Origin of the sequence: Streptomyces sp. 11-1-2 (assembly GCF_003595545.1) — a bacterium.
GTDB classification, from domain to species: Bacteria; Actinomycetota; Actinomycetes; order Streptomycetales; family Streptomycetaceae; genus Streptomyces; species Streptomyces hygroscopicus_B.
Genome location: NZ_CP022545.1, coordinates 1,082,482 through 1,101,116, shown reverse-complemented (window position 1 = coordinate 1,101,116; position 18,635 = coordinate 1,082,482). Strand labels below are relative to the sequence as shown.

General features: G+C 70.1%; 14 protein-coding genes and 3 pseudogenes. 11 read left to right on the top strand and 6 right to left on the bottom strand.

Annotated elements, in window-relative coordinates; genetic code table 11:
- Window positions 1–15: 15 nt before the first annotated feature.
- On the bottom strand, window positions 16–1,476 hold the full coding sequence (locus CGL27_RS04595; RefSeq protein ID WP_119984735.1) for a PucR family transcriptional regulator: 1,461 nt from the start codon (window positions 1,474–1,476) through the stop codon (window positions 16–18).
- Between the two features lie 111 nt (window positions 1,477–1,587).
- Between CGL27_RS04595 and speB the strand changes: the two genes are divergently transcribed.
- Genes speB through CGL27_RS04570 form a run of 5 tightly spaced genes read left to right on the top strand, consistent with a single transcriptional unit; the run spans window position 1,588 to window position 6,630 of the window.
- Window positions 1,588–2,550, top strand: a complete 963-nt coding sequence (speB, locus tag CGL27_RS04590; RefSeq protein ID WP_014058268.1) for an agmatinase — start codon at window positions 1,588–1,590, stop codon at window positions 2,548–2,550.
- On the top strand, window positions 2,543–4,084 hold the full coding sequence (locus tag CGL27_RS04585; RefSeq protein ID WP_078638596.1) for a cytosine permease: 1,542 nt from the start codon (window positions 2,543–2,545) through the stop codon (window positions 4,082–4,084). The genes speB and CGL27_RS04585 overlap by 8 nt, the downstream gene beginning before the upstream one ends.
- 7 nt (window positions 4,085–4,091) lie before the next feature.
- A complete protein-coding gene (locus CGL27_RS04580) occupies window positions 4,092–4,751 on the top strand; it encodes a cyclase family protein (protein ID WP_119984733.1) in 660 nt (219 codons plus the stop codon).
- 26 nt (window positions 4,752–4,777) lie between these two features.
- Entirely contained in the window at window positions 4,778–5,185 is a 408-nt protein-coding gene (locus tag CGL27_RS04575; RefSeq protein ID WP_078638594.1) for a nuclear transport factor 2 family protein, read from the top strand.
- On the top strand, window positions 5,182–6,630 hold the full coding sequence (locus CGL27_RS04570) for a gamma-aminobutyraldehyde dehydrogenase (RefSeq protein ID WP_119984731.1): 1,449 nt from the start codon (window positions 5,182–5,184) through the stop codon (window positions 6,628–6,630). Before CGL27_RS04575 ends, CGL27_RS04570 begins: the two co-directional genes overlap by 4 nt.
- 167 nt (window positions 6,631–6,797) lie before the next feature.
- Here CGL27_RS04570 and CGL27_RS04565 read toward each other — a convergent pair.
- A pseudogene (locus CGL27_RS04565) lies at window positions 6,798–7,672 on the bottom strand (IS5 family transposase).
- Between the two features lie 101 nt (window positions 7,673–7,773).
- On the opposite strand from CGL27_RS04565, the gene CGL27_RS04560 reads away from it, so the two are divergent.
- From CGL27_RS04560 to CGL27_RS04540, 5 genes and pseudogenes are all read left to right on the top strand, one after another.
- On the top strand, window positions 7,774–8,958 hold the full coding sequence (locus CGL27_RS04560; RefSeq protein ID WP_119983735.1) for an IS701 family transposase: 1,185 nt from the start codon (window positions 7,774–7,776) through the stop codon (window positions 8,956–8,958).
- A gap of 176 nt (window positions 8,959–9,134) precedes the next feature.
- Window positions 9,135–9,647, top strand: a complete 513-nt coding sequence (locus CGL27_RS04555) for a GNAT family N-acetyltransferase (protein WP_119984729.1) — start codon at window positions 9,135–9,137, stop codon at window positions 9,645–9,647.
- A gap of 156 nt (window positions 9,648–9,803) precedes the next feature.
- Window positions 9,804–10,592: an SGNH/GDSL hydrolase family protein gene (locus tag CGL27_RS04550; protein ID WP_119984727.1), complete on the top strand. Its 789-nt coding sequence runs from the start codon at window positions 9,804–9,806 to the stop codon at window positions 10,590–10,592.
- A gap of 128 nt (window positions 10,593–10,720) precedes the next feature.
- Window positions 10,721–11,626 (top strand): annotated as a pseudogene (locus CGL27_RS04545) (PHB depolymerase family esterase); the annotation flags it as partial.
- 121 nt (window positions 11,627–11,747) lie between these two features.
- Window positions 11,748–11,858: pseudogene (locus tag CGL27_RS04540) on the top strand (SAM-dependent methyltransferase); the annotation flags it as partial.
- A 27-nt stretch (window positions 11,859–11,885) separates the two neighbouring features.
- Here CGL27_RS04540 and CGL27_RS49795 read toward each other — a convergent pair.
- The 4 genes from CGL27_RS49795 to CGL27_RS04525 form a co-directional block, all read right to left on the bottom strand.
- On the bottom strand, window positions 11,886–12,410 hold the full coding sequence (locus tag CGL27_RS49795) for an RICIN domain-containing protein (protein WP_162952872.1): 525 nt from the start codon (window positions 12,408–12,410) through the stop codon (window positions 11,886–11,888).
- 194 nt (window positions 12,411–12,604) lie between these two features.
- Window positions 12,605–13,714 (bottom strand): hypothetical protein, encoded by a 1,110-nt coding sequence (locus CGL27_RS49790; RefSeq protein ID WP_162952871.1) that lies wholly within the window; start codon window positions 13,712–13,714, stop codon window positions 12,605–12,607.
- A gap of 103 nt (window positions 13,715–13,817) precedes the next feature.
- Window positions 13,818–15,362: a long-chain fatty acid--CoA ligase gene (locus CGL27_RS04530; RefSeq protein WP_119984721.1), complete on the bottom strand. Its 1,545-nt coding sequence runs from the start codon at window positions 15,360–15,362 to the stop codon at window positions 13,818–13,820.
- Entirely contained in the window at window positions 15,359–16,900 is a 1,542-nt protein-coding gene (locus tag CGL27_RS04525) for a fatty acid--CoA ligase family protein (RefSeq protein WP_119984719.1), read from the bottom strand. Before CGL27_RS04525 ends, CGL27_RS04530 begins: the two co-directional genes overlap by 4 nt.
- 259 nt (window positions 16,901–17,159) lie before the next feature.
- Between CGL27_RS04525 and hemA the strand changes: the two genes are divergently transcribed.
- Window positions 17,160–18,407: a 5-aminolevulinate synthase gene (hemA, locus tag CGL27_RS04520; protein WP_119984717.1), complete on the top strand. Its 1,248-nt coding sequence runs from the start codon at window positions 17,160–17,162 to the stop codon at window positions 18,405–18,407.
- The last annotated feature ends 228 nt before the right edge of the window (window positions 18,408–18,635 follow it).

Genomic DNA, 18,635 nt, shown 5'->3' with positions numbered 1-18,635 from the left:
GCAGGGCCGGGGTGCTCAGTCGAGCAGGCCGAGCTGTCCCGCGGCCCGGATCGCCAGCCAGACCTCGGCGAACGCGCCGGTGCTGGACAGATCGCGGCCGGTCAGCTCGCTGAAGCGGCGCAGCCGGTAGGCCAGCGTATTGGGGTGCACATGGAGCGCCGCGGCCGCCTCGTCCGTACGGCGATCGCGCTCCATCCAGGTGCGCACCGACGGCAGCAGCCGTGAGCCATGCCCCGCGTCGTAGCGCTGCGCCTCGCCCAGCACATGCTCGACCAGGTCGGTGAGGGCTGCCGGGTCGTCGGGCAGCCAGCGGCCGGTGACATCGTCGCCGTACCGTACGAGGGCCCGGCCGGACGCGACGGCGTGGGAGGCCGCCCACAGCGCCTCGCGCTGGGCGATCCGCAGCGGGGTGCCCGGGCTGAACGGGCGGCTCATCCCGGCGGCCACGCCGGGCAGCGTCTCGACCGCGTCACCCAGGCCCGGTGAGCCGAGCAGATAGCGGTCCTCGCCGCGCTTGAGCAGCAGACACGGCTGATCCTCCAGCGCCCGCAGCACGGCGTCCTCGGTGGCGCCCCGGACCACCGCCAGCACGGTCTCGCCCTCGATGGAGTGGCGCAGCAGATGGCGCCGCGCCACCGCGGGTTCGAGCGCGCCCTGCAGCAGCTCGGCGAGGATCTCCGCGCCCTCGCGGCGCAGCGTCTCCCGTTCGGTGCGGACCATGGCCACCTGGAGGGCGGCCACCGTGGCGATGTGCTGCACCACCGCGAGCCCCGCCGGGCGGGCGCCCTCCCGTTCGAAGGCGATGAGGAAACCCGCCGGGCCACCGGGGGAGGGGACCGGGAGGGCGAAGCCGCCGGGGATGGTCGGCGGGGCGTCCGCCGAGCCGGGGATCACGGATGTGTCGGGCGCGGGCACACCGGGCAGCAGCGGACGGCCTTGGGGGGTGCACAGATAGATGTCGTAACCGGACAGCTTCTCCAGCCGGCTGAACAGCGTCGCGGTGTCCAGATTCTCCGAGGTCAGCCAGCGCAGCGCGCCGAACACCTGCAACTGGGCGCCCAGCCGGTGGCGGGCGTCCTCCTGGACGGCGGCGGCCACTTCCTGCGCCACCGCCATGAACGGCACGGCCAGCGGGATCTCCAGGACCGGCATGCCCCGCTCCTCGGCGGCGTCGAAGAACGCCCGGCGCAGCGGGGGCATGCGCAGCTGGGCGGAGACGGCCAGGGCGGCCACCCCGGCGTCGTCGAGCCGCTCGAGATAGCCGCGCTGTCCGGCCGCCGAGCGGGGCATCGCTATCCCCGTCGTCATGATCATTTCGGAGCCGAGCAGCCACGGCGTGGGGTCGTCCAGCTCGCTCACATGGGCCCAGGACACCGAGCGGTGCAGCCCGGCGCCACCCGCGATCAGACGTAGCTGGAGGGCCGGATACGACAGCAGATCGTCGACCGTCACACCCTGCTCTTTGTTGTTCACCACAAATTGAGCCTAACTCTTTGTCTCAGCAACGATTGTCGCGCGGTTCCTCCGCTGTGCAGACTCGCCCGACCGGACCCCACCGGCGCACGTGAAGAAGGGACTGCGAGAACCATGACCGAACCCCGAGGGCCCGTCGACTCCTCCCGGGTCCCGCGCTTCGCCGGCCCGGCCACCTTCGCCAGGCTGCCCCGCCTCGACGAGGTGTCCGGCGCCGACGTGGCCGTGGTGGGTGTCCCGTTCGACGGCGGTGTCTCCTACCGCCCCGGCGCCCGCTTCGGGCCCGCCGCGGTGCGCGAGGCCAGCCGACTGCTGCGCCCCTACCACCCGGGCCTCGATGTGTCGCCGTTCGCCACCCAGCAGGTGGCCGACGCCGGTGACATCGCCGTCAACCCCTTCGACATCGGCGAGGCCATCGAGACCATCCAGGACGCCGCGAACGGCCTGCAGGCCGACGGCACCCGACTGGTCACCATCGGCGGCGACCACACCATCGCGCTCCCGCTGCTGCGCGCCGCCGCACAGCGGCACGGCCCGGTCGCGGTGCTCCACTTCGACGCGCACCTGGACACCTGGGACACGTACTTCGGCGCCGAGCACACCCACGGCACCCCGTTCCGCCGGGCCGTGGAGGAGGGTGTCGTCGACACCTCCGCCCTCTCGCACGTCGGCACCCGCGGCCCGCTGTACGGCAAGCAGGACCTCACCGAGGACGAGAAGCTGGGCTTCGGCATCGTCACCTCCGCCGATGTCTACCGGCGCGGCGCCGACGAGGTGGCCGACCAGTTGCGCCAGCGCATCGGCGACCGGCCGCTGTACATCTCCATCGACATCGACTGCCTCGACCCGGCCCACGCCCCCGGCACCGGCACCCCGGAGGCGGGCGGCCTGACCTCGCGCGAACTCCTGGAGATCCTGCGCGGACTGGCCGGCTGCCGACTGGTCGGCGCCGATGTGGTGGAGGTGGCGCCCGCCTACGACCACGCCGAGATCACCTCGGTCGCTGCCTCCCACGTCGCCTACGACCTGATCAGCCTGCTCGCACTACAGGGGAAGCGGGAGACAACGGATGAGTGACTCCCCGGCACTGACCGAGGTCGAGAGCTACGGGGTCGAGCGCATCCCCGACGCGGACCGCAGCGCGACCCCCTTCGACCTGTTCCGCGTGGCGTTCGGTGGCGCCAACACCTTCGCCACCTGTGTGCTCGGCGCCTTTCCGATCCTCTTCGGGCTCTCCTTCTGGCAGGGCCTGGCGGCGACCGTGCTCGGCGTGGTGGGCGGGTCCCTGATCCTCGCCCCGCTCGCGGTGTTCGGCCCGCGCAACGGCACCAACAACGCGGTCTCCTCCTCGGCACACCTGGGGGTGCACGGGCGGATCGTCGGCTCCTTCCTGTCGCTGCTCACCGCCATCGCGTTCTTCTCCATCTCGGTGTGGTCCTCCGGAGACGCGCTGGTCGGCGGCGCCCACCGGCTGATGGGCGTGGAGCAGAACGACGGGGTGTTCGCCCTCGCGTACGGCATCTTCGGGCTGCTGGTGCTGACGGTGTGCGTGTACGGCTTCCGGTTCATGCTCTTCGTCAACAAGATCGCGGTGGTGGCGGCCTCGACACTGTTCGTCCTCGGCTTCTTCGCCTTCGTGGGGGACTTCGACCCCGGCTACCAGGGCTCGTTCGCCTCGGTGTCCACGGCCGGATTCTGGCCCGCGTTCATCGGCTCGGCGCTGATCGTGCTGTCCAACCCGGTGTCCTTCGGGGCCTTCCTCGGCGACTGGGCGCGCTACATCCCCGCCGACACCCCGCGCCGGAAGGTCGTCACGGCGGCGTTCGCCTCGCAGATCGCCACCATCCTGCCGTTCTTCTTCGGTCTGGCCACCGCCTCGATCATCGCCAAGAAGGCCGCGCCGTACATGGACGCGGACGCGCCGAACTACGTCGGCGGGCTGCTGGCCATCTCGCCCGGCTGGTACTTCCTGCCGGTGTGCCTGCTCGCGCTCATCGGCGGCCTGTCCACCGGCACCACCTCGCTCTACGGCACCGGCCTGGACTTCTCCAGCGTGTTCACCCGGTTCAGCCGGGTGCAGGCCACGCTGTTCGTCGGAGTGCTCTCGATCGGGTTCATCTTCCTCGGCCGGTTCGCGGCCAATCTGTCCCAGTCCATCTCCACCTTCGCCACGCTGATCATCACCTGCACCGCCCCGTGGATGATCATCATGGTGCTCGGCTATGTGACCCGGCGCGGCTGGTACGACCCCGATTCACTCCAGGTGTTCAACCGGCGCCAGCGCGGCGGCCGTTACTGGTTCCACCATGGCTGGAACTGGCGTGGCATGGGCGCCTGGCTGACCGCGGCGGTGCTCGCCCTGATGTTCGTCAACGTCCCCGGGCAGTACGTCGGCCCGCTCGGCGATCTGGCCGACGGCGCGGACATCTCGCTGCCGGTCGGTCTCGCCACCGCCGCGCTCCTCTATCTGACCCTGCTGTGGATCTTCCCCGAGCCGCGCGAGGTGTACGGGCCCGAGGGGCCGCGGCTGGTCCGCGCCTCGGACGCGCCCGTTCCGCCGATCACCACGGAGACCGGCGCGCCCGTGACCGCGGTGGCGGAAGGGGCGTGAGGCCGCCGTGCGCCTGATCGACCTGTCCGTCCCGATCGCCACGGGAATGCCGGTCTACCCCGGCGATCCGCAGGTGGCCATCGCCCCGGCGCTGAGCGCCGCCGCCGACGGGGTGAACGTGCTGCACCTGGACATGGGGTCGCAGTCCGGCACCCATGTCGACGCGCCGTTCCACATCGACGACGCGCTGCCCACCCTGGATGCGCTGCCCCTGGAGCGCTTCTGGGGCCGGGCCGTGGTGGTGGACGCCCGTGGCGCGGAGCCCCGGACCCCGCTCGGACCGTCCCTGTTCGAGGGATGCCTGTCCGAGGGCCGCCCGCGGGCCGGAGACATCGTGCTCGTGGCCACCGGCTGGTCACGGCACTGGGGCGGCGACGACTACCTCGCCCATCCGTATCTGGCCCGGGAAGCCGCCGAACTCCTGGTGGCCGCCGGGATCCGCACCGTCGGCATCGACGCGCTGAGCGTCGACCCCACCCCCGCCGACGACTTTCCCGCCCACCGGATCCTGTGCGGCGCCCACGCCGTCATCGCCGAGAACCTCACCGGTCTCGACCCCCTGCTCGACGCACAGACGGCGGGAGAACCCATCGAGGTCTCCCTGCTGCCGCTGCGGCTCCCCGCGGCCGACGGCGCCCCCGTACGGGCCGTGGCCCGCGTCGGCTGAACCACCCACGCAAGGAGCACCACCCCATGAACGACGAGGTTCTGCAGGCCGCCGACGCCGTGGTGGCGGCGTTCGGCGAAGGCCGCCTCGACGACTACTTCGCGGCGTTCGCACCCGACGCCACGTTCGTCTTCCACACCACCTCCGAACGGCTCACCTCCACCGCGGAGTACCGGGCGCTGTGGGACCGCTGGGTCGCGGAGGACGGCTTCCGCGTCCTGGCCTGCGCCTCCACCGACCGGCTGGTCCAACTCCTCGGCGACACCGCCGTGTTCACCCATCTGGTGAAGACCACGGTGAGCACCACGGCCGGTGAGGAGACCACTCACGAGCGCGAGACCATCGTCTTCCGCCGTCAGACCCACGGCCACTGGCTGGCCGTGCACGAACATCTCTCCGCAGCACCCGGCACGATCATGGAGACGGAACGATGAGCGAGCTTCTCGCCCTGCGCAACCACATCGACGGCACCTACACCGACGCCGCCGACGGCCGCCGCCTGGAGGTCACCGACCCCGTCGCGGGCGAGGTGTACGCCTCCTCGCCCCTGTCGGGCGCCGCCGACGTCGACGCCGCGATGGCCGCCGCCGCGGCGGCCTTCCCCGTCTGGCGCGACGCCACCCCGTCCACCCGGCAGAGGCTGCTGCTGAGGATCGCGGACGCGGTCGAGGCCCGGGCGGAGGAGATCGCGGACGCGGAGTGCCGCAACACCGGAAAGCCGCGCGCCCTCACCCTCACCGAGGAGATCGCCCCGATCGTCGACCAGCTCCGGTTCTTCGCCGGTGCCGCGCGGCTGCTGGAGGGCCGGTCGGCGGGCGAGTACATGGAGGGCCTGACCTCGATCATCCGGCGCGAGCCGATCGGGGTGTGCGCGCAGGTCGCGCCGTGGAACTACCCGCTGATGATGGGCGTCTGGAAGTTCGCCCCGGCTCTCGCCGCGGGCAACACCGTCGTCCTCAAGCCGTCGGACACCACCCCCGCCTCCACCGTGCTGCTCGCGGGCATCATCGGCGACATCCTGAAGGAGATGGGCCTCCCGGCCGGCATCTTCAACGTGGTGTGCGGCGACCGCGAGACCGGCCGGCTGATGGTCGAGCATCCCACCCCGGCGATGGCGGCCATCACCGGCTCGGTGCGCGCGGGCATGCAGGTCGCCGCGTCGGCCTCGAAGGACATCAAGCGGGTCCATCTGGAACTGGGCGGCAAGGCCCCGGCGGTGGTCTTCGAGGACGCCGATGTCGCGGAGGCCGTGGAGGGCATCTCCCTCGCCGGATTCTTCAACGCCGGACAGGACTGCACCGCGGCCACCCGGGTCCTGGTCCACGAGTCGGTCCACGACGCGTTCGTGACCGCGCTCGCCAAGGCCGCCGCCGCGATCAGGACGGGCGGTGGCATCGACGACGAGGAGGTGCTGTACGGGCCGTTGAACAACGCGGGCCAACTCGCCCAGGTCTCCGGCTTCATCGAGCGGCTGCCCGCACACGCCACGGTGGAGACGGGCGGCCACCGGGTCGGCGACAAGGGCTTCTTCTACGCGCCCACCGTGGTCTCCGGACTCAGGCAGGACGACGAGATCATCCAGAACGAGGTCTTCGGCCCGGTCATCACCGTCCAGCCGTTCCGTGACGAGGCTCAGGCCGTCGCGTACGCCAACGGCGTGGAGTTCGCCCTCGCCTCGTCGGTGTGGACCAAGGACCACGCCCGCGCGATGCGGATGTCCAAGGCACTGGACTTCGGCTGCGTATGGATCAACACCCATATGATCCTCGCCGCCGAGATGCCGCACGGCGGCTACAAGAAGTCCGGCTACGGCAAGGACCTCTCCGCGTACGGCTTCGAGGACTACACCCGCGTCAAGCACGTCATGACGGCCCTCTGACGTCCGCCGCTCTTCCGGCCCTCATCACCGCGCCGCACCGATCTGGCGCGGTGATGAGGGGAAGGCGGCCGCTCGCGCCGATCACCCGTAGGTGAACGAGCCCCCGCGGAAGCCTGGTTCAGCCCGCTCGGGGCCTGCCCGACTAGGGTCTGTTGTGAAAGTGCTGGTCACAGCCACTCGTTGATGGCCGCGACCAGCACGGTGGCTTCGTAGCGGACGGATAGTTTGTCGTACCGTGTGGCCACGGCCCGGTGGCGTTTCAGCCGGTTGATGCCGCACTCCACGGCATGGCGTTGCTTGTAGTCGTTCTTGTCGAACTTCGGTGGGCGTCCGCCGTGAGAGCCGCGCTTCTTACGGTTGCGGACCTGGTCGGCCTTCTCCGGGATGGTGCAGTCGATCCGGCGTCGGTGCAGGTAGGAGCGGTTGGCGCGGGAGCCATAGGCCTTGTCCGCGCGGACCTTGTCGGGTCTGGTGCGGGGCCGGCCATGACCGGTGCGGGGGACCCGAATTTTCTCCAGCACCGGCTGGAACTGCGGGCTGTCGTGCCGGTGTCCGGCCGTGATGATCAGGGACATCAGTTTTTGTCCCTGCTCGGTGGCGAGGTGAATCTTCGTGGTCAGTCCGCCGCGGGACCGCCCGAGGCCGTGGTCGTCGGGCTCGGTATCGACGCCGCCGGGAGGCTCCTTCTGGAGGTCCCCTTTTTACGGGCGCCCGCGGCGTGCTGATGGGCACGGCAGACGGTGGAATCCACGCTGACGTCCCAGGTGATCAGACCCTTCGCGTCGGCCTCGGTCTGGAGCTGTTCCAGGATCCGCTTCCATGTGCCATTGCGCTGCCATCGCCGGAACAGCTCGTACACCCGGTCCCACGGGCCGTACCGCTCGGGCACGTCCCGCCAGGGCGTCCCGGCCCGGGTCCGCCACCGTATCCCGTCGATCAGCTGCCGTCTGGTCCATATCGGCGGCCGCCCCGGCTTCTTCCCGCGCGGCAGCAGCGGCTCCAGCCGCGACCACTGCGCATCCGTAAGATCCCCACGCGCCACAGCGCATGATCATCCACGACCAAGATCCACTTTCGCAACAGACCCTAGTACTGCAACGGTGCTTGCCGTGACTGCTGGCCAGCTCAGTCGTTGGTCCGGTTATGGGTGGGGACCTTGCTGATGTCAGGTTGTGGGCCGGGGAACTGAGTGCGGTGCACGAGCGGTTCGTGCACCGGTTCAACCGGGAGGAGCCACGTCAGTCGGCGCTGGCCTATATGCGGGGGCTGATTGCTCCGCTGGAGCGGAAGAACGGCTGGACGCTCGCGGAAGAAGCCGGGCACACGGGGCCCGACCGCATCCACCGGCTGCTGAACCGGATCGACTGGGACGCCGACGAGGTCCTGGACGACGTACGTGACTACGTCGTCGAACAGCTCGGAGACCGGGAAGCCGTTCTGATCGTCGATGACACCGGCTTCCTCAAGAAGGGCATCCGCTCGGCCGGCGTGCAAAGGCAGTACTCCGGCACCGCCGGACGCACCGAGAACAGCCAGATCGGTGTGTTCCTCGCCTACGCAACGAATCGTGGACGCACGCTGATCGACCGCCGCTTGTATCTGCCCACGTCATGGACGGACGACCGGGAAAGGTGCCGACGGGCCGGCATCGACGACAGCGTCGCCTTCGAGACGAAGGTGACCATGGCCAAGGCGATGATCCGCCGGGCGATCAGGGACAAGATCCCGTTCGGATGGGTGACGGCGGACGCCGCCTACGGCTTCAGCAAGGGCTGGCGCTCCGAGCTGGAACAGGCCGATGTCTTCCACGTCATGGCCACCACCCGGCACGACACCGTCGTCACCCGCTGGTCCATCGACCACCCCGTCCACGACCTGTTCCCCGGCCTCCCACACCAGAAGTGGAAGCGCCGCTCGTGCGGCAAGGGGGCACATGGCCCGCGGATCTATGACTGGGCCCGCGTCGAGGTCCGGCCCTGGCACCGCGATGACCGCCGGCACTGGGTCCTCGCCCGCCGCAGCGTCAGCAGGCCCGAGGAGATCTCCTACTACATCGCCTACTGCCCGGCCGGTACCACTCTGGACGAGCTCATCCGCATCGCGGGCAGCCGATGGGCCGTTGAGGAATGCTTCCAGACCGCGAAGCAGGAATGCGGCCTGGACGACTACCAAGTCCGCCGCTACCCCGGCTGGCACCGCCACATGACCCTGGCCATGGCCGCCCACGCCTGCCTCACCATCCTGCGCGCCCGTGAACTCGACGCCGACAAAGCAGAAACGGATCCTCCCAGCTCATCCACCTCAGCCTCGCCGAGATCCGACGCCTGATCACCCGACTCACAAACCGCCACCCCACCCCGGTCGACCACATCCTGCACTGGTCGACATGGCGCCGCCGACGCCAGCACCAGGCCCGAATCAGTCACCACAAACGACGCGGACACAGCCCCTGAAACTGGCCAGCAGTCACAGCAAGCACCGTTGCAGTACTAGTCTGGTGCGGTATGAGCGAGATGACACTGCGCCGGGCCCATGTCTCCGACCACGGGACCATCGTCGAGTGCGTGCGGAGCTGGTGGGGCGACTCACGCACCCCCGAGCAGGCGCGCGAGCTGTCGCTGCTGGTGCCCAGGCTGTTTCTGCAGTTCTTCTCCGGCACCAGCCTGGTGCTGGAGGACGGGGACCGGATCAAGGCGTTCCTCGTGGGCTTCCACGCCGCGGACAACGACGACGAGGCGTACATCCACTTCGTCGGGGTCGACCCCCAACTGCGGGGGCAGGGCGTGGGCGGCAGGCTCTACACGGCCTTCTTCCAGCGCGCCGCCGAGGCGGGCCGCCGGGAGGTGCGCGCCATCACCTCGCCCGCGAACACCGGATCCGTGGCCTTCCACCGAGCCATGGGGTTCACCGTCGAACCGGGCGATCAGGAGATCGGCGGCGTTCCCGTGCACAGCGACTACGACGGCCCCGGGCAGCACCGGGTCTGCTTCCACCGGCGGATCGCCGTTCAGCCGTAGCGGACGCGAGGGCTGGGCGGACGCGAGGGGTTGACGGTGGGGGAGTGGTGCCCTACACCGATATGGGAGCGCTCCCATGACTCCGCTGGCTCCCATGACTCATGGACCGAACCTCATGGACCGCCTGGACCGCCTGGACCGCCGAAAGGAAAGCCCATGACACGCACCAGACATCCGCTCGCCGCCCTGATCCCCTTACTCGTGTTCCTCGCCGTCTTCGCCGTGCTCGTCCCGCTCGGCGCCGGTACGGCCCGCGCCGAGTCCAACGGCGGGGTGAAGGTCATGCCGCTGGGAGACTCGATCACCGACGGGTTCAACGTTCCGGGCGGCTACCGCGTCGGCCTGTGGCAGAAGTTCACGGCGGGCCGTTACAAGGTCGATCTCGTCGGCTCGCTCTTCAACGGCCCGGCGGGTCTGGGCGATCACGACCATGAGGGGCACTCGGGCTGGACGATCCAGCAGATCGACGACAACGTCGTCAACTGGCTCCGCGCCCAGAACCCGCACACCATCCTGCTGCACATCGGCACCAACGACATCTACGGCAGCGACCCCGCCGGGGCGCCCGCCCGACTCTCCACCCTGATCGACCACGTCACCGCCCAGGCGCCGAACGCGGAACTCTTCGTCGCCACCATCACCCCGCTGGGCTTCCTGGACTCGACCGTGCGGGCCTACAACGCGGCGATCCCGGGCATCGTGCAGAGCAAGGTCAACGCGGGCAAGCGTGTCCATCTGGTTGACATGTACAGGGCATTGACGCCCGCGGATCTGGCCGACGGGGTGCATCCGAACGCCGGTGGCTACGACAAGATGGCCGACGTCTGGTGGAGGGCACTGCTGTCGGTGCCGGGCAGCATCGGCACCCCCTCGTCCACCACCCCCTCGTCCACCAATGCCGGGTCCACGGCGTATGGCAACGGGTCGGCCGCACGGGCGGCATGAGCCGCATAAAGGCGCATGAGCCGCCCCCCTCACCGTCTCAGTCCAGGAAGGACAGCCGCATGAACCACACCCCCGCGTCCGCGGGAACCACGCGCATACCCGGACGGCGCCGGAGGACACCGAGGTCGATGGCCGCGGCGTTACTCGGCGGCGTACTGCCGCTGCTCGCCTCACTGTTCCTGCTGGCCCCGACCCCCGCGGCGGCGGCCTCGCTCACCGAGGTCACGGGCTTCGGCACCAACCCGAGCAACCTCCGCATGTACGAGTACGTGCCGAGCAACGTCGCGGCACGGCCGGCCGTCCTCGTGGCGGTGCACTACTGCACCGGCTCGGGGCCCGCGTTCTACTCCGGCACCGAGTTCGCCTCCCTGGCGGACCGTTACGGCTTCATCGTCATCTATCCGTCCGCCACCAGAAGCGGCGCCTGCTTCGACGTCTCCTCCCCGCAGGCACTGCGCCACGACGGCGGCAGCGACCCGGTGGGCATCGTGTCGATGGTCCGCTACGCCCAGCAGCGCCACAACGCCGACCCCAACCGGGTCTATGTCACCGGCGCCTCATCGGGCGCCATGATGACCAACGTCCTGCTGGGCGACTACCCGGATGTGTTCAAAGCGGGCGCGGCGTTCGCGGGCGTGCCCTTCGGCTGCTTCGCCACCACCGACGGCTCCGGCTGGAACAGCGCCTGCGCCAACGGCACCATCACCCAGACACCGCAGGCGTGGGGCGACCTCGCGCGCGGGGCCTACCCCGGATACCAGGGCGCCCGGCCGAGGATGCAGCTGTGGCACGGCACCGATGACGGCACCCTGCGCTATCCGAACTTCGGCGAAGAGATCAAGCAGTGGACCAACGTGCTCGGGGTGAGCCAGACCCCCGTCCTCACGGACCGTCCGCAACCCACCTGGACCCGCACCCGCTACGGCGCCACGGGCAACCAGGCCCCCGTCGAGGCGATCAGCGTTCAGGGCACAGGACACTCCCTCCCGGCCGCCGGCATGGCCGCACGGGCCATCACCTTCTTCGGCCTGGACGCTGGCTGACCTGCTGACCTGCTGACCTGCTGACCTGCTGACCTGCTGACCTGCTGACCGGCGGGGACGACTATGAGAAAGTCGCCGAGGGGTCGGTGTCGCCGGCCCCTCGGCGGCCTTCGAGCTGCGCCGCATGCACGACGAGCCGTCCGAATCCCCGCTGTTCGGGGAGCCGTTCCTGTGGGCAGCCCTCTTCCGCCGCGCCACGGAGGCCGGGAGCACCGTGGTCTGAGGGCGGCAATGCGGGGGCCGATGACGGTCACCGCGCCGGGGCGGGCCCCGATACGGAAACATCGGCTGAGGCGTCGGCGTGGCCGGCGGTCCACCGCTGGTCGTTCCGGTCGTCGGCCGAGCGGAGCTCGACCTGGCTGTCGGGGTCGTCGCCCGGGGTGACGGCGAAGTCGGGTGCGATATGAGGGCGTATCAACCCCTGGCGGTCGACCACGAACCGCAGGTTCTCGCCGTTGTCGCCCTCGGCGGAGGAGCACGGCCAGATGCCGACACCCCGGTCGGTGTCCCCACGCGAGTCCAGGCAGAAGTCGGGGTCGGCCTCGGTGTGCAGCAGCCCCTCGGAGTCCAGCCGCCACCGCTGGGTGTCGGTCCCGGCGCACTGGGCCAGGACGGCGTCCGTGCGCTTCTCCAGCCGCTGGTCGCGGATGTCCAGACAGAGCCCGGAATCGGCGTTGATCACCGCCGTGTAGGTGTCACCCGGAATCGGGGCGTCGGGCGGCGGCGCGGTGCTCGGGGGAGGTGTGGCGGGGGCGGTCGTGGGCGGTTCGGTCATACCACCGGGGTTCGGCGGGCGCTGTGGCCGTTTCGTCGGAGCCGGCGAATCCGTCGTCGGCTGAGCCGAAGGAGCCGAAGGGGTGGCGGACGCGGGCGGAGGTGTGTTCGTGCGACCGGCCGGGGTCATGTCGTCCCCGCCGGACACCAGGACAGCGACCGTGGCGGCCACCGCCGCCACGGCCGCCACCGCGATCAGCACGGTCGTCGCGGGCGGCCGGGAGCCCGTCCAGGCCGGTCGGCGCCACCGGCCCGCGGATCCACCGTCCATCGGCATGTTCGGCACGTCCGGCGCGATGCCAGTGCCTCCGGCGGCCCCTGTGACTCCGGTGGCCCCCGCGACCATCGCGCCCTCCGCGGTCTCGGCGGGGGATACGGTGGCGGGGGAGCGGGGACCAGGGGCGGGTCCGGCTGCCGCGGTTGCGCGGGCTTCGGCGTCGCCGATCCCACCGAGGGCAGTCCGCCGACCGGCCCCGCCGTGACATAGGCTGCCCCGCCCCACCCCAGGAGCCCGTCGGCGATTACGGTCCGGGGATCCTCGTCCATCCGTATCAGGTCGCCGTACACCCCGGCACACGACGGGCAGGTGGACAGATGGCGGTCCAGGTCGTCGCAGCGCCGGGGGTTGTCCGGCCGTACCGCCGCCTCGATGAGGCCCCGGAACCCCTGACAGGTCTGCTCGCCGCCACGCTCCAGATGGGTCCGCAGCCACGCCTCGCGCAGGGCGCCCCGTGCCGTCTCCCGGAGCGTGGGAACGGTGTGCGGCGCCAGCCCCGCGAAGGTGGCCACCGCCGTGTCTGGATCCTCGTCCACCACGCTGTACCACAGGACATCACGGGTGCGCGCCGAGAGGCTGAGGAAGCCACCGAGCATGGCCGAACGCTCCCGCGCCCTCCGGTGTCCGGCCTGGCGGTCCGCGGTGATACCGGAGCGGCCGAGCCACTCGGCGAACGTGGGGTCCAGCCTCTCCGCCCGGTTGCCCTCCGCCCAGGTGGCGGCCACCCGCTGGACGAGCAGCAGCAGATGGTGCCGCCACGGTCCCCAGGGGTCGATACCGCGACAGGTCTCCTGCGCGGCGAGGCCGAAGGACAGGTCGGCGAGTTGGTCGGCGTCGGTCCGGGTCCTGGCGCAGAGCCGGGCGTAGGACAGCACCGCCGGCAGGTGGCGCTCCCGCAGCTGCTGCGTGGCAGGGAGAGCGGTGGGCGCCCCGGAGCGGATGCGCTCAGTGAGTTCCGCGTCGGACAGTTGGGCGTACGGCCGCTGCCCGGCGGTGGCATCGGGCTCGGCTCCGTGCTGGTCGGTCACCCTCGCGACTCCTCGCGTCACCGGCAGTGAGACGAGTGCCCATACTGGTGGAGCGCGCGGGTGCGGGTAAAGGTATCCGGCAGGAACTCCCTTGAGACGACAATTAATTACGGTCCGTGGTGAAGCGGCCGACGAGTTCACGCTTGAGTACCTTGCCGCTGGGGCCCAGGGGGAAGGCATCGATGAACTTCACCCGGCGCGGGTACTTGTGTCCGGCGAGCCGCTCCCTGGCCCACTCCACGATGCCGGAGCCCAGGGCCGCGTCCGGGGCCGTCCCCGGTCGTGGCCGCACCACGGCGCACACCTCCTCGCCGTACACCTCGTCGGGCAGTCCGATGACGGCCACCTGAGCGATGTCCGGGTGGCGCATGAGCACGTCCTCGACCTCGCGTGGGTAGACGTTGTATCCGCCGCGCACCACCAGGTCCTTCTTGCGGTCCACGAGGGTGAGATAGCCTTCCGCGTCCTTGGTGCCGAGGTCGCCCGAGCGGAACCACCCGTCGACCAGCACCTCGGCCGTGGCCTCCGGACGGTTGAGGTAACCGGCCATCACATTGTGGCCACGGATGACGATCTCACCGACCGTGCCGGTCGGCAGCAGCTCGACGCGGTCCTCCACATCGGCCGCGGCGATCTCCGCCTCGACGCCCCAGATCGGGCGCCCCACCGTCCCCGGTTTACGCGGCCACGCCTTCTGGTTGTAGGCGACCACCGGTGACGCCTCGGTCAGGCCGTACCCCTCGTAGATCGGGCAGCCGAAGACCTCCTGGAAGTCCTCGAGCACCTTCACCGGAAGCGCCGAGCCCCCGGAGAACGCGCGGTCGAGGGCGGGGCGGCGGGGGTTCTGGGCGGCGGCGTCGAGCAGTGCCAGAAACATGGTGGGCACCCCCATGAAGACGGTGCACCCCTCGGTGACCATCAGGTCCAGCGCCCGGGGGCCGTCGAACCGGCTCATCAGCACCATCGTGCCGCCCGCCAGGAAGGTGGTGCCCATCCCGCAGGTCTGCCCGAAGGTGTGGAACAGGGGCAGACAGCCGAGCAGCACATCGTCGGGGCCGAGGTCGAAGGGCGAGAGCATCGTGGTGCTCACGTTCATCACCAGGTTGAACTGGGTGATCATCGCGCCCTTGGGCCGGCCGGTGGTGCCCGAGGTGTACAGGACCACGGCGAGGTCGCCGGGCTCGCGCGGCACACAGCGGTCCAGCGGATCAGCGTGTTCGGCGAGGGCGTCCAGGCGCGGTCGGCCGCCGTCGTGCTCCTCCATAACGGTGATCAGCGGGACCCCGGCCACCTCCGCGCCCTTGGCGCCCTCGGTCAGCATCGGCGCCCCGCACACCAGTACCTTCGACTCCGAGTCGCGCAGCACATGGACGATCTCGTCGGCGCGCAGCAGACCGTGCACCGGGACGGCCACGGCGCCGAGCGCCAGCACCCCGTAGTACACCATCGGGAAGTGCGGTGTGTTCGGCAGCAGCAGCGCCACCCGGTCGCCCGCACCGATGCCGTGGTCGCGCAGTACGGCGGCGTACCGCCGCGTGGCGTCCCACAGCTCGCGGTAGGTGATGCGCTGCGAACCGAAGACGAGCGCGGGGTGGTCCGGGCGCCGCAGCGCGGACTCGGCGAGCACCGCCGCCGCCGTGAGCGTCACGCCCCGGCCCTCTGGGCGGCCAGCCGCTGCTTGTCCGGCTTGCCGGCACCGGTCAGCGGAAGGTCGCCATGGAAGGTGATGGCGGCAGGTACATGCTTGGGCGACAGCTCACCGGTCACATGGTCGAGCAGCGAGGTGAAGTCGGCGGCGCCACCGGGGCGGAGCACGACCGCCGCGTGGATGTGTTCCACCCGGTCCCCGTCGGCCACTCCGTACACCGCGGCCTGGGCGACATCGGGGTGGGTCAGCAGCGCGTTCTCCACGGCGAGGGGATGGACCTTGATCCCGTTGGTCTTCATCACCTCGCCCACCCGGCCGTGCAGACGCACATAGCCGCGCTCGTCGAGGGAGCCGAGGTCGCCGGTGTACACCCAGCCGTCGCGTACGGTCTCCGCGGTCAGCTCCGGCTCGCGCCAGTAGCCGAGCATGTTGAACGGCGACCGTACGCAGATCTCGCCGATCTCGCCCACCGGCAGATCACGCTGGTCGTCCTGGTCGCGGATGCGCACCTCGGCGGTCAGCCGGCCGGCGGTCATCCGCAGCTCGGGGTCGAAGTGGTCCGGCGGGACGAGCACGCTGATACCGCTGGTCTCGGTGGTGCCGTAGAACTGCAGCAGCACCGGGCCGAACACCTCGACCGCCTCGGCCAGCCGGGCCGGGGAGGCGGGGCAGCCGCCGTAGGAGATGATCTGGATGCTGGACAGATCGGTGCCCTTGATGGCCGGGTGGTCCACCAGCATGTACAGCTGCGGAGGGGTGAGGGTGAGCGCGGACACCCGGTGGCGCTCCACCGCGCCGAGCACCGCACTCGCGTCGAAGCCGTCGTGCAGGACCACCGTGCCACCGGAGGCGAGGGCGAGGTCGGCGCCCGAGCCGTTGGAGTGGCTCACCGGCAGCGTCGACAGGTAGGTGATCGGGGCGGGTGCGTCAAGTCCCGCCCGCAGATAGAGCGTTCGGACGCGGAAGGGAAGTGTCACACCCTTCGGGGTGCCGCTGGTGCCACTGGTGAACAGGACTACGGCCGCACGCTCGGGGTCGGTCTCCACGACCGTCAGGTCGAAGGCGTCCGCGTCGCCCGTGGTCAGGTCCAGCACATCCGGGCCGAGGGAGCCCAGCGCGGCGAGCCGGGGCGGATCCGGCAGCCGCTCGCACAGCTCCCGGGCCAGGCCCAGGTTCTCCTCGTCGACGGCGAGGAAGGTGGCGCCCGTCCTCTTCAGGATCTCGTACCGCTCGCGGGTGGCCAGCTGATCGGTGGGATCCACCGCGTTGGTGGAGTGCAGATGGACCACCGTGGCGCCGACAAGGTTCGCCGCATAGCGCAGAATGATGGTGGCCGGGGTGTTGGAGACCGTCAGCACGGCCACTACCGGAATTTCTTCCTCCGCTATCTGGCGGCGCAGGAATTCCGCCGCCGCGACCACGGTCCGGGTGAACTCGCCGGCGGTGTACCGCTCATCGTCCCGGAGCAGGGCCACCCGCTCCCCATCGGCTGATAGAGCCTCGAGGACCCGTCGGACGTAATTGTCGGTCGGAGACATCGAAACTCCAGTTCGCCGTTTGCCGATGAGTTCAGGGAGCCGTTTCCCGCTGAAGGATGACACCCCGCCCCCGGCATGGCAACCTTCTTCCATCCGCCTGTCAGTTTCTTGCCGTGAAACCGAGTTGGGCGCCCTCAGGTTGCCATTCGGCATACCGATTGACGGCCCACCGCATGTAGATTGGCGCCGACGGGGGGTCGACACGGCTCATCCCGCATTCTGCACGGTCCCCAGTAGCCTAAAAGCGAAGTGAGTGGACGTGACGACTCAATATCTGGACCTGTTTTCGCGCCTCACCGAGGGTTCTGACGGTGGAAAGCGCGAGTTCCTGGAGATCGGACGGCTCGCCGGTCAGTTCCCCGCCGCCAGCGTCAGCGGCGTCGAGGACGCCTCCCAGATCAGCGTCTGGTGCAGCAACGACTACCTCGGCATGGGCCAGCACCCCGCCGTCCTGGACGCCATGAAGGAAGCCGTCGACCAGTACGGGGCGGGTGCCGGCGGCTCACGCAACATCGGCGGCACCAACCACTACCACGTGCTGCTGGAGAAGGAGCTCAGCGCGCTCCACGGCAAGGACGACGCGCTGCTGTTCACCTCCGGCTACACCGCCAACGACGGCGCGCTGTCCGTCGTCGCCGGCCGCATGGAGGGGTGCGTCGTCTTCTCCGACGCGCTGAACCACGCCTCCATCATCGACGGCCTGCGCCACAGCGGCGCACAGAAGCGGATCTTCCGGCACAACGACACCGCGCACCTCGAGCAGCTGCTCGAGGCCGCCGACCCCGACGTGCCCAAGCTGATCGTCGCCGAGTCCGTCTACTCGATGAACGGCGACATCGCGCCGCTCGCGGAGATCGCCGACCTCGCCGAGCGCCATGATGCCATGACCTTCCTCGACGAGGTGCACGCGGTGGGCATGTACGGTCCGCAGGGCGCGGGCATCGCGGCGCGCCAGGGCCTGGCCGACCGGTTCACCCTCATCATGGGCACGCTGGCCAAGGGCTTCGGCACCAACGGGGGGTACATCGCCGGCCCGGCGGAGGTGATCGAGGCGGTGCGGATGTTCTCCCGCTCCTTCATCTTCACCACCGCGATGCCGCCCGCCGTCGCCGCGGCCGCCCTCGCCGCCGTCCGCCATCTGCGCTCCTCCGAGGTCGAGCGGGAACGACTGTGGGATAACGCACAGTTGATGCACCGTCAACTCAAGGAGCGCCGGATCCCCTTCATCTCCGACCTCACCCACATCGTGTCCGTGCTGGTGCGGGACGAGGCCCTGTGCAAGCGGATGTCCGCGGCGCTGCTGGAGCGGCATGGCATCTATGTGCAGGCGATCAACGCGCCGAGCGTGCGGGCCGGCGAGGAGATCCTGCGGGTGGCACCCGGAGCCGTGCATTCCACTGCCGAGGTGGAGATGTTCGTCAAGGCCCTTGACCAGGTCTGGGAGGAGTTCGGCGGCCCCCGTGAGGGCGCGGAAATACGGTTGCGCAATGAGGGCGACCGGGGCTAAACACGGGTGACCCGAGGCATGTCGATCTTGCTTGACAGGCCTTGGCGACGGGATGTTTGATGACACCACGCGAACAGCTGGGCGATTCTTGGGACCCGCTTGCGTAACGGGGATCTCGGGGGCGCGGGGGAGCAGTTACATGGGATGCCGCGGTGATGCGGCATGCTATTGCCCGGTGCGAACGGGCGGAAACGGGGGTTTCGGGGTGACGCTTGCGTATGTCCTCGA

Excerpts from the sequence above, each read along its gene's own strand:
- CGL27_RS04585 (WP_078638596.1), top strand. The coding sequence starts at position 2,543 with ATGAGTGACTCCCCGGCACTGACCGAGGTCGAGAGCTACGGGGTCGAG.
- CGL27_RS04560 (WP_119983735.1), top strand. The coding sequence starts at position 7,774 with ATGGGTGGGGACCTTGCTGATGTCAGGTTGTGGGCCGGGGAACTGAGT.
- CGL27_RS04575 (WP_078638594.1), top strand. The coding sequence starts at position 4,778 with ATGAACGACGAGGTTCTGCAGGCCGCCGACGCCGTGGTGGCGGCGTTC.
- CGL27_RS04550 (WP_119984727.1), top strand. The coding sequence starts at position 9,804 with ATGACACGCACCAGACATCCGCTCGCCGCCCTGATCCCCTTACTCGTG.
- CGL27_RS04555 (WP_119984729.1), top strand. The coding sequence starts at position 9,135 with ATGAGCGAGATGACACTGCGCCGGGCCCATGTCTCCGACCACGGGACC.
- CGL27_RS04570 (WP_119984731.1), top strand. The coding sequence starts at position 5,182 with ATGAGCGAGCTTCTCGCCCTGCGCAACCACATCGACGGCACCTACACC.
- CGL27_RS04525 (WP_119984719.1), bottom strand. The coding sequence starts at position 16,900 with ATGTCTCCGACCGACAATTACGTCCGACGGGTCCTCGAGGCTCTATCA.
- speB (WP_014058268.1), top strand. The coding sequence starts at position 1,588 with ATGACCGAACCCCGAGGGCCCGTCGACTCCTCCCGGGTCCCGCGCTTC.
- CGL27_RS49795 (WP_162952872.1), bottom strand. The coding sequence starts at position 12,410 with ATGACCGAACCGCCCACGACCGCCCCCGCCACACCTCCCCCGAGCACC.